The following is a 14,741-nucleotide window of genomic DNA, read 5'->3' on the forward strand; positions in this document are numbered from 1 at the left end:
ATGGATGCGCTGACCGGTCACATCGGAGACGGACACGGCGAAGCGCGCTGGTCAGCCAGCGAGCTGGCGGCGCTGACCGTATGCGATCTCCTCGAACGCCAGGCCGCGCGCACACCCGCGAACGCGGCACTCGTGCAGGGCGCGCGGCTGATGAGCTATGCCGAGCTGAACGCGCGCGCGCGCCGCCTCGCGGATCAGCTCGCGGCGCGCGGTCTCGGTCCGGGCGATATCGTCGCGATCGCGTTGCCGCGTTCGTTTCACATGGTGCAGGCGATTCTGGGCGTGCTCGGCTGCGGGGCCGCGTATCTGCCGCTCGATCCCGACTATCCGCAAGACCGGCTCGCCTTCATGTCCCGCGACGCCCGGCCCGCGTGCCTCCTTACGAGCAGCGAGCTCGCCACCGGCCTCGCGGAAATCGCGCAGGGCATACCGCTGCTCCATCTCGTCGATCTCCCCGGCAACGATCGCCCTGCGCGGCATGCGGCACGCGATCGCATCGGGCGGCTTCCGCAGCCGCTCGATGCCGCCTACGTCATCTATACGTCCGGCTCGACGGGCCGGCCCAAGGGCGTGGTCGGGCTGCATGCCGGGCTGGTCAACCGGCTCTGCTGGGTCGCCGAAACGTACGCGTTCGCGCCCGGCGAGACGGTGCTGGCCAAGAGCTCGATGAGCTTCATCGACGGCGCCACGGAGCTGCTCGCCCCGCTGATCGCGGGCGCCACCGTCGCGCTCGCCGATGCCCGCGCCGCCAGGGATCCGTCGCTGCTCGCCGCCGACATCGCCCGCTTCGGCATTGGTCGCATCACCGTGGTGCCGAGCCTGCTCGCGGCGCTCCTCGATCAAGCCGATCACGCCGCGCTGGACCAGTGCCCGCTATGGATATGCAGCGGCGAGACGCTTCCGCCCGCGCTCGCCAGGCGCTTCGCCGCCGCTGCGCCGCATGCGCGCCTCGTGAACTTCTACGGGTCGTCCGAGGCTAGCGGCGACAGCCTGCATGCCGTCGCGACCGTCGAAAACGATGCGCCGGTCGGCCAGCCGGTCTGGAACACGTCGGCCTACGTGCTCGATGAATGCGTGCGCCGCTGCGCCGTCGGCGAGGCGGGCGAACTGTATCTCGCGGGTGCGGGGCTGGCGCGGGGCTATCTGGGTCAACCCGGTCTGACGGCGGAGCGCTTTCTCGCCGATCCGTTCGGCGCGCCGGGTGCGCGCATGTATCGGACCGGCGACCGCGCGCGGCTTCGCGACGACGGCGACATCGACTATCTCGGCCGCGCGGACCGGCAGATCAAGATACGCGGCTTTCGCGTCGAGCCCGGCGAGATCGAAGCGGCCCTGTTCGCGCAGCAGGGCGTCGCAGCCGCCGCCGTGATCGCCCAAGAGGATGCGCCGGGCGGCACGCGGCTCGTCGCCTATGTCGTGCCCGCGCCGGGCTACGACGAATCCGCCCTGCGCGCGGCGCTCGCCCGGCGCATCCCGGACTACATGCTGCCTTCGACGTTCGCCGCCGTGTCCGCCTTGCCGCTCCTACCTAACGGCAAGCTCGACCGCGCCGCGTTGCCCGACGCGCGGCGCGAAACATCGGGCGGCCGCGCGGGACGCACGCCGCTCGAAATCGAACTCGCGCGACTGTTCGCCGCCGTGCTGCGAATGGACAGCGTCGGCGTGCGCGACGACTTCTTCGCCCGCGGCGGCCATTCGCTGCTCGCCGCGCGGCTGGCGAACCAGATACGCTCGGTCTTGCAAGTCGATGTCAGCGTCGGCGATGTGTTCCAGGCGCCGACGGTCGAGCGGCTCGCCGCGCTGCTCGCAGGCGGCGGCGCGCGGCGTGCGCGACTGACGGCGGACGCGTCGTCCAGGCGCGACGGCTTGTCGGCGGGTCAACAGGGATTATGGTTCCTGGCGCGGCTCGGAACGGGCACGGCTGCCACCGCGTACAACCTGCCTTTCGCCTTCGATCTCGCGGGACCGCTGGACGAATCCGCGCTGCGGCTCGCGCTCGGCGATGTCATCGTGAGACACGAAAGCCTGCGCACCCGCTTCCGGTATGGGGAAAGCGGCCTGCAGGCGCAGGTGCTCGCGCCGGACGAACTCGCCGGGCTCGATGCGCCGCTGGTCGTCACCGAAGTGACGCCCGACGATGATCTGGAACACCACGTCGCGAGCGAGATCCGAACGCCGTTCGACCTCGAACGCGGGATGCCCTTCAGAGCGCGCCTGCTGCGCCGCACGCCCGACCAGGCGGTGCTGCTGTTCGACTTCCATCACATCGCATTCGACGGCGCGTCGCTCGCGCCCTTCCTGCGCGATCTGTCCGCGGCGTATGCGGCCCGCCTCGCCGGGTCGCCGCCACGCTGGACGCCGCTGCCGGTCCAGTATGCCGATTACGTGAACTGGCAGCGCACGCTGCTCGGCCCCGCCGACGCCGCGAACGGCCTCGCGCGGCGTCAGCTCGCCTACTGGCGCGACGCGCTCGCAGGCCTGCCTGACGAACTGCCGTTGCCGCGCGCGCATGCGCGCACGGCCGAGGCGATGAGCCGTGCCGAACGCGTCGAAATGCGCTTCGACGCATCGTTTCACCGGCGCGCCGCGCGCTTCGCCCAGGCGCATCACGTCACGCTCTTCATGGTCTTGCAGACCGGCCTCGTCGCCGTGCTGAGGCGATTCGGCGCGGGCGCGGACGTGGTCGTCGGCACGCCGGGCGAAGGCCGTTTCGACGAGCAGCTCAAGGATCTCGTCGGCTATTTCGCCAACAGTCTGGTGTTGCGCGTCGATGCCGGCGGCGATCCGACCTTCCGCGAACTGCTCCAGCGCGTGCGCGCGACCGATCTGGCCGCCTATGCCAATCAGGACGCGCCGTTCGCGAGCATCGTCGAGGCGCTGAATCCGGAGCGCAGCGACGCGCGCCATCCGCTCTTTCAGGTGGCGCTCACGCTCGAATACCGCGACGACTCCACCCTCGCGCTCGACGGCGTGACGGCCACGCCGCGCGCGGTCGGCAGCGCGGCGGCGAAGTTCGATCTCGCGTTCGAGCTCACCGCGCACGGCGGCGACGATGACGATCACGGCATCATCGAAGGGAGTCTGGAATTCGCCGCCGGCCTGTTCGCGCCGGCGACGGCCCGTCGCATGGCGGCCGCGTTGCAGCGCCTGCTCGACGAAGCCGTCGCCGATCCCGATACGCGCATCGGGCGATATGCCGTGCTGGCGCCCGACGAGCGCGCCGCGATGCTCGCGCTGGGCGCGCCGGCGCGCGGGGAACGGCGCGAAGCGCAGTCGATTCCGCAGCGCTTCGCCGAGATCGCCGCGCGGCGGCCGCATGCCATCGCGTTGCGCGCGGGCGAGCGGGCGCTCACGTACGGCCAGCTCGATGCGATGTCGAATCGTCTCGCTCGCCGCCTCATGAAGCACGGCGTGGCGCGCGAAGCGCCCGTCGCGGTGGACATGGCGCGTTCGCTGGAACTGATCGTCGCGACACTGGCCATCGTCAAGGCGGGCGGCTCGTATCTGCCGCTGTACCGCGGGCATCCGCCGGAGCGCCGGCAACGCATGCTCGCCGACACGCGCACCGTGCTTCTGCTGCACGACGCCGACACGGCGGAAGACGGGTCCGTGCCCGCGTTGCGCATCGAGCGCGCGATGCTCGACGAAGGCGACGGCAGCGCCCTCGGCATCGATATCCCGCCTCACGCGCGCTTCAACGTGATGTACACGTCCGGCTCGTCGGGGCAGCCGAAGGGCATCGAACTGACGCATATCGGTCTCGTCGATATGGCGCTGGATCTGCTGCACTTCGCGCCGCAGCGCGTGCTGTTCCAGTCGTCGTATGGCTTCGACGCGGGCAGCTACGAAATCTGGAGCGCGCTCTTGCGCGGCGACGAGCTCGTGGTCGCGTCGTGCGAGCAGTTGACGCCGGCGGATCTGCGCCGCGAAATCGCCGAACACGGCGTGCATAACATGCTTCTGACGACGAGCCTCTTCAATCTGCTCGTCACGGAAGACATCGAATGCCTGAACGGGCTGCGCGCCATTCTCACCGGCGGCGACACCGCGTCGGTCGCGAGCTTCCAGCGCGTCCTGCGGCGTTTCCCCGACATGATCCTGATGAACTGCTACGGCCCGACCGAGGCCAGCGTGTTCGTCACGGGTTTTCGCGCGACGCCTGAGCGGCCGTTGCAGCATCCCGTTCCCATCGGCACGCCGCGCGACTCGGCGCAGTTGCGCGTGCTCGACGACTTCCTGAACCCGTGCCCGGCCAGCGTCGCGGGCGATCTGTACATCGCCGGCGATGCGCTCGCGCGCGGCTATGTCGGCGCGGCGGGCCTCACGGCGGAACGCTTCGTCGCCGATCCTTACGGTGCGCCCGGCGCGCGCATGTACCGCACAGGCGATCTGGCGCGCTGGAACGAAGAGGGACAACTCGAATTCATCGGCCGCGCGGATCAGCAGGTGAAGATTCGCGGCCTGCGCATCGAGCTTGGTGAAATCGAAACCGCGCTGTCCGAGCAGCCGTCGATCCGCGCGTGCGCGGTGCTGGCGCAGCAGGACGGCGTCGCCGCGAACCGGCTCGTGGCGTATGTCGTCGCTGGCGCGGACTTCGACGAAAGCCGCGTGCGCGCCGCACTCGGACAGCGGCTGCCCGACTACATGATGCCGGCGGGCTTCGTCAGGCTCGACCGGTTGCCGATCACGCAGAACGGCAAGCTCGATCGCAGGGCGCTGCCCGCGTTTCAGGCGCGCACGCAGGCAACGCGGCCGCCCGCCACGCCACGCGAGGCGACGCTCGTCGGCCTGTTCATGGACGTGCTCGATCTCGCCGCCGCCGGCGCGGACGACAGCTTCTTCGCGCTCGGCGGCGACAGCATCCTGTCGATCCGGCTGGTGAGCCGCGCGCGCAAAGCCGGACTGGTGCTGACGCCGGCGGATGTCTTTCGCGAGAAGACGCCGGCCGCGCTCGCCGCCGTCGCGCGCGAACTGCGCAGCATCGAATACCCGGAAGACGCGTCGTGGCCGCGCCTGCCGCCGGGCGTGATCGCGTCCCTGCGCGCCGCCATTCCCGGCCTCGCCGATATCCTGCCGCTCGCGCCGCTTCAGGAAGGGCTGCTGTTCCACGCGCTGTACGACACGTCGGCGGCCGATCCGTACATCGTGCAACTGGTGCTGGCCTTCGAAGGCCATCTGGATCAGGCGCGCCTGCGCCGTGCCGTCGGCGCGCTGGTGCAGCGGCACGAAGCGCTGAGAGTGAGCTTTCACAGCGTCGATGGCCGCGTCGTGCAGGCGCTGCATGACGTGGTCGAAACACCGTGGCGCGATGTCGATCTGCGCGGTGCGTCCGATCCACGCGAGGCGCTTGCGGCGTGGCTGGCCGAAGACCGCGCCGGCCGTTTCGACGTGACCTGCGCGCCCCTGCTGCGCGCCGCGCTCGTGCGGCTCGCGCCGGGCCGCCAGCGGCTGGTGCTGAGCCTGCATCATTTGCTGATCGATGGCTGGTCGATGCCCGTCATCGTCTCGGAGCTGATGCGTCTTTATGCGGGCGACGATCCCGGTCCCGCGCCGCCGCTGCGCGATCAGTTCGTCTGGCTGGCGCGGCAGGATCGCGAAGCCGCGCGCCACGCGTGGGCGAAGGCGCTCGCCGGTCTCGAAGGCCCGACGCGCCTCGTCGCGAACACGGATTCCGGCTCGCCCGCCGTGCGGCAGGCATCCGTCGCCGGAACGCTCGACGCGCACGCGACCGCGCGCCTCAGGGAATGCGCGCGCCAGCGCGGCCTGACGCTCGCCACCTTCGCGCAAGGCGCCTGGGCGATGCTGCTCGGGCACTGGACCGGACAACGGGATGTCGTCTTCGGCGTGACGGCGGCCGGACGCCCGGCCGAGCTGCAGGACATCGAGCGGCGCGTCGGGCTCTTCATCAACACCCTTCCGCTGCGGGTCACGCTGCGCGCCGGCGAAACGGTAGCGCAACTGCTCGGACGCATCCAGCAAGACCAGTCGGCCATGCTGCCGTATCAGCACATCGGACTGAACGAGGTGCAGGCGCTCGCGGGCCACGGCGAACTCTTCGACACGCTCGTGGTGTTCGAGAACTATCCCGCCGCGCAGACGGAGGGGGAGATCGACGGCGTCGTGCTGCAAGGCATGACGATCGACGACGCCACGCACTATCCGGTCAGCCTGATGGTCACGCCCGGAACGGAGCTGGAGTTGCGCATCGACCATCGCGCGAACCGGGTATCCGGGCACGATGCGCGTCGGCTTCTGGCGATGCTCCTGCGCATTTTGCGCGCGATGGCTGCGGAGCCCGACGCACTCGCCGCGCGCATCGACCTGATCGCCGACGATGAACGCGACGCCATCCGCCGATGGAACGCGACGGCGCAGCCCGTGGTGGCCCGCGACGATATCGCGGCGCGCTTCGGCGCTCAGGCCGCGCGCACGCCGGAAGCCATCGCGGTGGCGCAGGGTCCGGCGCGCCTGACCTACCGCGAACTCGACCGGCGCTCGAACGCGCTAGCGCATTATCTGGCCGGCCGCGGCATCGGGCCGGAGCACATCGTCGCGCTCACGATGACGCGCACGCCCGACATCGTCGTCGCGATGCTCGGCGTGCTGAAAAGCGGCGCGGCCTATCTGCCGGTCGATCCGCACTATCCGCAGGCGCGCATCGCGGCGATGCTCGCGGATGCACGGCCATCGCTCCTGCTCGACGCGCTGCCCGCGCTTGCCGGCTGGCCGGCGGACCGGCTGCAGCGCGCCGTCGCGCCGGAGCATCCGGCGTACGTCATCTATACGTCGGGCTCCAGCGGCACGCCGAAAGGCGTCGTGGTCACGCGCGCCGGCCTGCCGGGCCTCGTCGACGCGCAGGCCCGGCGCTTCGGCATCACGCCGGCCTCGCGCGTGCTGCAATTCGCGTCGCTCTCGTTCGATGCGGCCGTGTCGGAGATATTCGTCACGCTGCTGCGCGGCGCGCGCCTCGTCCTCGCCGATGCGGCGTTGATGTCGGCGGAGCGGCTCGCCGCGCTGATCCGCGCGGAGGGCGTGAACTGCGTGACGCTGCCGCCCGCGCTGCTTGCGGTGATGGACCCTGCGTCCATACCGGCTTCGTGCACCATCGTGACCGCGGGCGACGCCATTTCGCCGGAGACCGCCGCGCGATGGTCGAACGGACGGCGGCTGCTCAACGCCTATGGCCCGACGGAAGTCACCGTCTGCGCGACCATGAGCGACGACCTCGACGGCCTCGCCGCGCCGCCCATCGGCCGGCCGGTCGCGGGCAGCCGGGTTCATGTGCTCGATGCCTGCCTGCGGGCCTGCGCGATCGGTGTCACGGGCGAAATCTATGTGGCCGGAACGGGACTCGCACGCGGCTATCACGCGCGTCCCGATCTGACGGCCGAGCGTTTTGTCGCCGATCCGTTCGGCGCGCCGGGCGCGCGGCTTTATCGCACGGGCGATCTCGGGCGCTGGCGCGCCGATGGCCAGCTCGACTTCCTCGGCCGCGCCGATCAGCAGATCAAGCTGCGCGGTTTTCGCATCGAGCCGGGCGACATCGAGGCGGCGCTCGCGCAGGAAGACGGCGTGCGCGCCTGCGCCGTGGCCGTGCGCGACACGCGGCTCGTCGCGTATATCGTGCCGGCCGCCGCGTTCGATGCGAATGCGCTGCGCGTGTTTGCGTCGCGGCGGCTGCCCGAATACATGGTGCCGGCGGCGTTCGTCGAACTGGAGACGCTGCCGCTCACGCCGAACGGCAAGCTCGATCGCCGCGCGCTGCCGTCGCCGCCGCGCGAGGCGGCATCGCCGTCGCGCGCGCCCGCGACGGACCGCGAAGCGCTGATCGCGCGGCTCTTCGCCGAGGTTCTCGAATGCGGCGGCGTTCAGCCCGACGACAGCTTCTTCACGCTCGGCGGCGACAGCATCCTGTCGATCCGCTTCGTGAGCCGCGCGCGCGCCGCCGGCCTCGATCTCAGTCCCGCCGATGTCTTCCGGCACAAGACGCCGGCCGCGCTCGCGCGGGTCGCGGGAACCGTCGCCGGCGCGCGCGCGGCCGCGCCGTCGACGCACGACGATGCGACGGGCCGCGTGCCCGCCACGCCGATCATGCGCTGGCTCGCCGAGCGCGGCGGCCCGGCCACGGCGTTCAGCCAGTCCATGCTCGTCGCCGTGCCCGAGCGGATGCGCCGCGCGGCGCTCGTCCAGGCACTGCACGCGGTGATCGCGCGGCACGCGCTGCTGCGGGCTCGCCTCGTCGATGGCGAACTGGATGCCGGTTCGGTATCCGTCGAGGCGGACGCGCTCCTGCACGCGATCGACGCGCGAGGGCTCACGGACGCCGACATCGAGCGCGAAGCCGCCCGCGAGCGCGCGAACGCCGAGAACTGGCTCGCGCCGCGGCATGCACGGCTGCTGCGCGCCGTATGGTTCGACCGTGGCGAGCGCCCGGGGCGTCTGCTGCTGACCCTCCATCATTGCGTCGTGGATGGCGTGTCGTGGCGCATTCTGCTCGACGATCTCGCCGAAGCGCACACGCTCGCGGCGCGAGGCGAGCCGCCGCTCCTGCCGCCCGTGCCGACCTCCTTCCGGCGCTGGGCGCGGCACCTGCACGATGAAGCGCACGCGGCACGGCGCGTCGCGGAAGCCGAGCGCTGGCAACGGATCGTGTCCGCGCCAGCCCCGCTGCACGGCGCGCGTCCGCCCGGACCGAACGACACGCTCGCGACCGCGCGGCGCGTGAGCCTGCGGCTCGATGCGGCCACGACATCGCGCCTGCTGGGCGTCGTCCCGGCGCTGTTTCACGGCGGCGTCAACGACGTGCTCATCGCGGGCTACGCGCGCGCCGTGGCCGGATGGCGCAACGGCACGCGCACCGTCCTGCTCGATCTCGAAGGACACGGCCGCGAGCCGGGCGACAGCGGCCTCGACCTGTCGCAGACGGTCGGCTGGTTCACGTGCATGTATCCCGTGCGCATCGACGTTGAAAGCGATGAAGCGCCCGGCGCGCTGGTGAAGCGCGTCAAGGAAACGCTGCGCGGGCTGCCCGACAACGGCATCGGCTACGGGCTGCTCCGTTATCTCAACGCGCATACCGCCGCGGACCTGCAAGGCGCGCGGGCACAACTCTCGTTCAACTATCTCGGCCGCTTCGGACGTTCCGGCGGCGCGTGGTCGCCGCTCAACGGCCTGTCCTTCGAGGGCGGCGACGATCCCGATGCGCCTCTCTCTCACGCCATCGCGCTCGATGCGCAGGTGATCGAGGCCGACGACGGTCCGCGTCTCCATGCGCACTGGACCTTCGCCGGCGCGCTGTTCGACGACGACGCCATTCACGCGCTCGGCCAACGCTGGTTCGACGCCCTTCGCGACATCGCCACGCTCGAAGCCGGCGGCCTCACGCCATCGGATATCTGCGCCGATCTCACGCAGTCCGAGATCGAAGCGATCGAAGCCGCGACGCCCGATGCGCAGGACATCCTGCCGCTTTTGCCCTTGCAGGAGGGATTGCTGTTTCATTCGCAGTTCGATGCATCGGCGGCCGATCCTTATATCGCGCAGTTTTCGCTGGCGCTCGAAGGACCGCTCGACAGCGCCCGCCTGCGGGCCGCGGCGGATGCCCTGCTTGCGCGTCACGAAGCGTTGCGCGCCGCTATCCGCACGATCGGCGGCCGGCCGGTTCAGGTGATCGCCGCCGTGGCCGCCGCGCCGTGGCGCGACGCGGATGTCTCGGACGCAGCCGATGTGGCGGCGGCGCTGTCGGCGATCCTGGCGTCGGAGCGCGAGCGCCGTTTCGATGTCGAGCGTGCGCCGCTTGTGCGCTTCGTGCTTGTCCGGACCGGCCCGCGGCGGCATCGGCTCGTCATGACCAACCATCATCTGCTGCTGGATGGCTGGTCGATGCCCGTCGTCGTGTCCGATCTGATGTCGCTCTACGCCGGCGAAACGCTGGGGCGCGGCTACCCGTTGCGCGATCAGCACGCCTGGCTGATGCGTCAGGACGCGGCGGCCGCGCGCGCGGCGTGGCGCGAGGCGCTGCGCGGGCTCGACGCTCCGACGCGGCTCACGAGCCCGGCGCCCCCCGCGCGCGCGGGGGGCGTGCACACGGAGCAGATCGATCTGCCCGACGCGCTCGCAGGCAGGCTTGCCGCGCTCGCGCAACGCCACGGAGCGACGCTGAGCACGATCCTTCAGGCGTGCTGGGCCGTGCTGCTCGCACGGCTCACGGGGCGCGAGGACATCGCGTTCGGCATCACCGTGTCGGGCCGTCCTCCGGAATTGCCGGACGTCGAGCGGCGCGTCGGCCTCTTCATCAACACGGTGCCGCTGAGAGTCAGGCTCGATCCCCGCGAGCGCTGGTCCGCGCTCTTTCGCCGCGTGCAGGCGGGTCACGCGGATCTGCTGCCGCATCAGCATCTCGGCCTGAACGACATTCTCGCGCTGTCCGGCCAGGCCGAATTGTTCGACACCTTGCTGATCGTCGAGAACTATCCGATGGACAGGCAGCGCATGGCGCAGGCATCGGACGGGCTTGCGATCGGCGGCATCGACGGCTACGACGGCACGCACTATCCCGTGACGCTCGTCGCGCTTCCGGGCGAGCGCCTCACGCTGCGTCTGGACCGCCGCACCGGCGCGAACGCGCCGCCCGCGCTGCTGGACAAGCTCGCGCGTCTGCTGGAGCGCGCCGCCGAAGCGCCGGAATCCGCGATCGCGGGCGGCGATCTGCTCGCACTCGCGGAAGCCGAATGCCTGCGCGCGTGGAACGACACTGCTCGCGCGACGCCCGCCGACGACATCGCGGCGCTCGTCTCGCAACAGGCGCGCCGCACGCCCGATGCCATCGCCGTCGAGCAGGGCGAACATCGCTGGACGTATGCCGATATCGAACGGCACTCGGCCGATTTCGCGCGCGTGCTGAATGCGCGAGGCATCGGCGCGGGCGATCTGGTCGCGCTGACCTTGCCGCGCACGCCGGAGATCGTCGTCGCGATGCTCGGCGTGCTCAAAAGCGGCGCGGCTTTCCTGCCGATCGATCCGCACTACCCGCAGGCGCGCATCGCGGCCATGCTCGCCGATGCCAGGCCGTCGCTGACCGTCGAGCGGCTGCCCGCGCATGACGCCGGCGCTGCGCCGCGCCACCCGGCCGCGCGTTCGCCCTGCGCGCTCGATCTCGCCTACGTGATCTACACGTCCGGCTCCACCGGCACGCCCAAGGGCGTCGCCGTGACGCGCGCCGGGCTCGCCAACCTGCTCGCGTCGATGCAGGAGCGCATCGGCTTCGAGCCCGGCGATCGCCTGCTCGCGGTGACGACGCTCGGCTTCGACATCGCCTGTCTCGAATTGCTGGGTCCGCTGCTGGCGGGCGCGGCCATCGTGCTCGCCGCCGACAGCGACGTGAAGGATCCCCGGCGGCTCGCGCGCCTCGCTCACGAGGCCCGCGCCAGCGTCATGCAGGCGACGCCCACGCTCTGGGACGCGATGCTCGCCGAAGCGAGCGGGCAAACGGCCTTCCGGCTGGCGCTGACGGGGGGCGAGACGCTGCCCGCGCATCTCGCGGCACGCCTGCGAGCGCACGCGCGCCGCGTCATCAATGTCTACGGGCCGACGGAAACCACGGTCTGGTCGACGTCGGGCGAACTGGCGGCGACGGACGCCGAACCGTCCATCGGACGGCCGCTTGCGAACACGCGCGTCTACGTGCTCGACCGCTGGCTCGGCCGTTGCCCGCCGGAAACGGTGGGCGAGCTGTATATCGCGGGGCGCGGACTCGCGCGCGGCTATACCGGCCGCGCGGATCTGACCGCCGAACGCTTCGTCGCGGACCCGTTCGGCGAACCGGGCGATCGCATGTACCGCACCGGCGATCTCGCGCGCTGGTCCGCCGATGGCCGGTTGCACTGCCTCGGCCGTGCGGATCATCAGGTGAAGATTCGCGGCTTTCGCGTCGAACTGGGCGAAGTGGAAGCGGCGTTGCGCGCGCAGGCGCACGTGCGCGACTGCGCCGTTGCGATGGCGAACGGGCAGCTCACCGCCTATGTGGTGGCCAGCGCCGCATTCGTCGAAGCCGACGCGCGCGCCGCGCTCGCCCGCGGCCTGCCCGGGCACATGATGCCCGCGAGCTTCACGACGCTCGAACGCCTGCCCGTGACGCTGAACGGCAAGCTCGACCGCGCCGCCCTGCCCGCGCCCGAACGCGCGCCGCGACCTTTCCGGGCGCCGCGCACCGCCCGCGAGGCTGAGCTTGCGCGCCTGTTCGCGCAAGCGCTGGAACTCGACGCCGTGTCGATCGACGACAACTTCTTTGCGCTCGGCGGACATTCGCTGCGCGCGGCGCGCCTCGTCAATCGTATCCGCGACCGCATGGGCGCCGACCTCGGCATTCGCGCGCTGTTCGAAGCGCCGACCGTCGCGCTGCTCGGCGAGCGGCTGCACGGGCATCGCGCCGCCGATGCGCTCGCGCCCCTGCTCCCGCTGCAGCGCGCCACGGCCGCCGCGCCGCTTTTCTGCGTGCATCCCGGCTACGGCCTGAGCTGGTGCTACGCGACGCTGATTCCGCATCTCGGCGTCGATGTGCCGCTGTACGGCCTGCAATCGCCGCTGCTCAGCGGGGAACACGCCCCGCATTCGGTAGCCGGGCTCGCCGACCGCTATATCGCCCACATCCGCGCGATCCAGCCGCGCGGTCCCTATCGGCTGATGGGATGGTCGTTCGGCGGGCTCGTCGCGCATCAGATCGCATCGAGTCTCGAAGCAGAGGGCGAGACCGTCACCCATGTCGTGCTGCTCGACAGCCGCCTGAACGGCGAGGCGCGGCACGAACCGGCCGCCGCGGCCGGACATCTGCGCAACGTGCTGGCGATGATCGGCTATCCGCACGCCGAGGCGTCGCACGGCGCGTTGCGATGGGACCGCGTGATGGCGCATATGCGCGCCATCGAAAGCCCGCTCGCGCACATTCCCGAAAGCGCGCTGCCCGCGCTGGTCGAGGCGGCCGCGTGCCACGCAACGCTTGCCGCCTCGTTCCGCCCCGCGCCGCTCAGCGCGCCGATGACCTACGTGCGCGCGACAGCGCTGCCGCCGATCGACGGGTCGCTGCGCGAATGGCGCGCAAGCGCGCGAGGCGCGCTCGACGTGATCGATGTGCCCTGCGAACATGACCACATGATGCAAGCCGACGCGCTGACCGTCATCGGGCCGGTCATTCGCGATCTCTTTGCCAAACGGGTGAGCCAAAGTGAATGAGCTATCTCGGCATCTGGCGGCGCGGCCCCTGACCGGCCGTGCCTTCATGGACAGCTTGCAGGACGGGCGCGACGTCTTCTTCAACGGCGAGCGCATCGACGATATCGCCGCGCATCCGGCCTTTCGCAACAGCGCGCGCTCGCTTGCGCGGCTCTACGACGCGCTGCACGACCCGGCGCATCGGAGCGGGCTCACCTGCGCGACGGACACGCGAAACGGCGGTTTCACGCATCGCTATTTCCGGCATGCGAGAAGCGCGGACGATCTCGCCGGCCAGCAGCAGGCCATCGCGGACTGGGCGCGGCTCACGTATGGCTGGATGGGACGCACGCCGGACTACAAGGCGTCGATCATGAACACGCTCGACATCAACGCCGACTACTACGGCGCGCATGCCGGCAACGCCCGGCAATGGCACCGGTTCGCGCAGGAAAGCGTGCCGTTCCTGAACCACGCGCTCGCCAATCCGCCGATCGACCGCGCGCGGCCGGAGCACGCACAGGACGTGTACATCCATATCGACGAAGAAACCGACGGCGGCCTCGTCATCTCGGGTGCGAAAGTCGTCGCGACCTCGGCTGCGTTTACGCACTACACGTTTCTCAGCCATCACGCGGGCATCGCGAAGAGCGACAAGAGCCGCGCCGTGATGTTCTTCACGCCCATGAACGCGCCCGGCCTGAAGCTGATTTGCCGCAATTCCTACGAGTATCAGGCGGTGCAATGCGCCAGCCCGTTCGACGCGCCCCTCAGTTCCCGCTTCGATGAAAACGACGCCATCCTGATTCTCGATCGCGTGTTCGTGCCGTGGGAAAACGTGCTGAGCCACGGCGTCGACGCGATGCCGCCGGATTTTCCGGTCGCCTCCGGATTCATGCATGGCACGAGCTTTCACGGCTGCACGCGCTTTGCCGTGAAGCTGGATTTCCTTACGGGCCTGTTGTCGAAGGCGCTGCATGTCACGAGCGGCGACGAGTTCCGCGGCAATCAGGTCATGCTCGGCGAAGTCATCGCGCTGCGTCACATGTTCTGGTCGCTGTCCAACACGATGGCGCGCCAGCCCGATCGCTGGGTCGGCGGCGCGGTGCTGCCGAACCTGCATGCGGCGCTTGCGTATCGCTCGCTCGCGCCCGATGCTTATGGGCGCATCAAGGAAATCGTGCACAAGATCGTCGCGTCCGCGCTGATCTATCTGCCCTCGTCCACGCGCGACTTCGACAATCCCGAGATCGACCGGTATCTGTCGCGCTATGTGCGCGGCTCGAACGGCATCGGCCACCGGGAGCGCATCAAGCTGATGAAGCTGATGTGGGACGCCGTCGGCACGGAGTTCGCGGGCCGTCACGAACTCTACGAACGCAACTACATGGGCAGCCACGAAGAAGTGAAGGTGCATCTGCAGGCCATGGCCGCGGCGGACGGCTCGCTCGCGCAGATGACGGATCTGGTCGACCGGTGCATGGCCGACTACGATGAGAACGGATGGGTCGATCCCGTCTGGAAAACGCCGTGAC

2 protein-coding genes are annotated in these 14,741 nt (G+C 70.4%); both read left to right on the forward strand.

The window, feature by feature from the left end; translation table 11 throughout:
* On the forward strand, positions 1–13,227 hold the full coding sequence (locus tag AWB70_RS12505) for a non-ribosomal peptide synthetase (RefSeq protein WP_053570026.1): 13,227 nt from the start codon (positions 1–3) through the stop codon (positions 13,225–13,227).
* Positions 13,220–14,740 carry a 4-hydroxyphenylacetate 3-hydroxylase N-terminal domain-containing protein gene (locus tag AWB70_RS12510; RefSeq protein ID WP_060854092.1) on the forward strand — a complete coding sequence of 507 codons (1,521 nt, stop codon included), beginning with the start codon at positions 13,220–13,222 and terminating at the stop codon, positions 14,738–14,740. Before AWB70_RS12505 ends, AWB70_RS12510 begins: the two co-directional genes overlap by 8 nt.
* The last annotated feature ends 1 nt before the right edge of the window (position 14,741 follow it).

It is taken from the genome of Caballeronia cordobensis (genome assembly GCF_001544575.2).
Taxonomy (GTDB): domain Bacteria; phylum Pseudomonadota; class Gammaproteobacteria; order Burkholderiales; family Burkholderiaceae; genus Caballeronia; species Caballeronia cordobensis.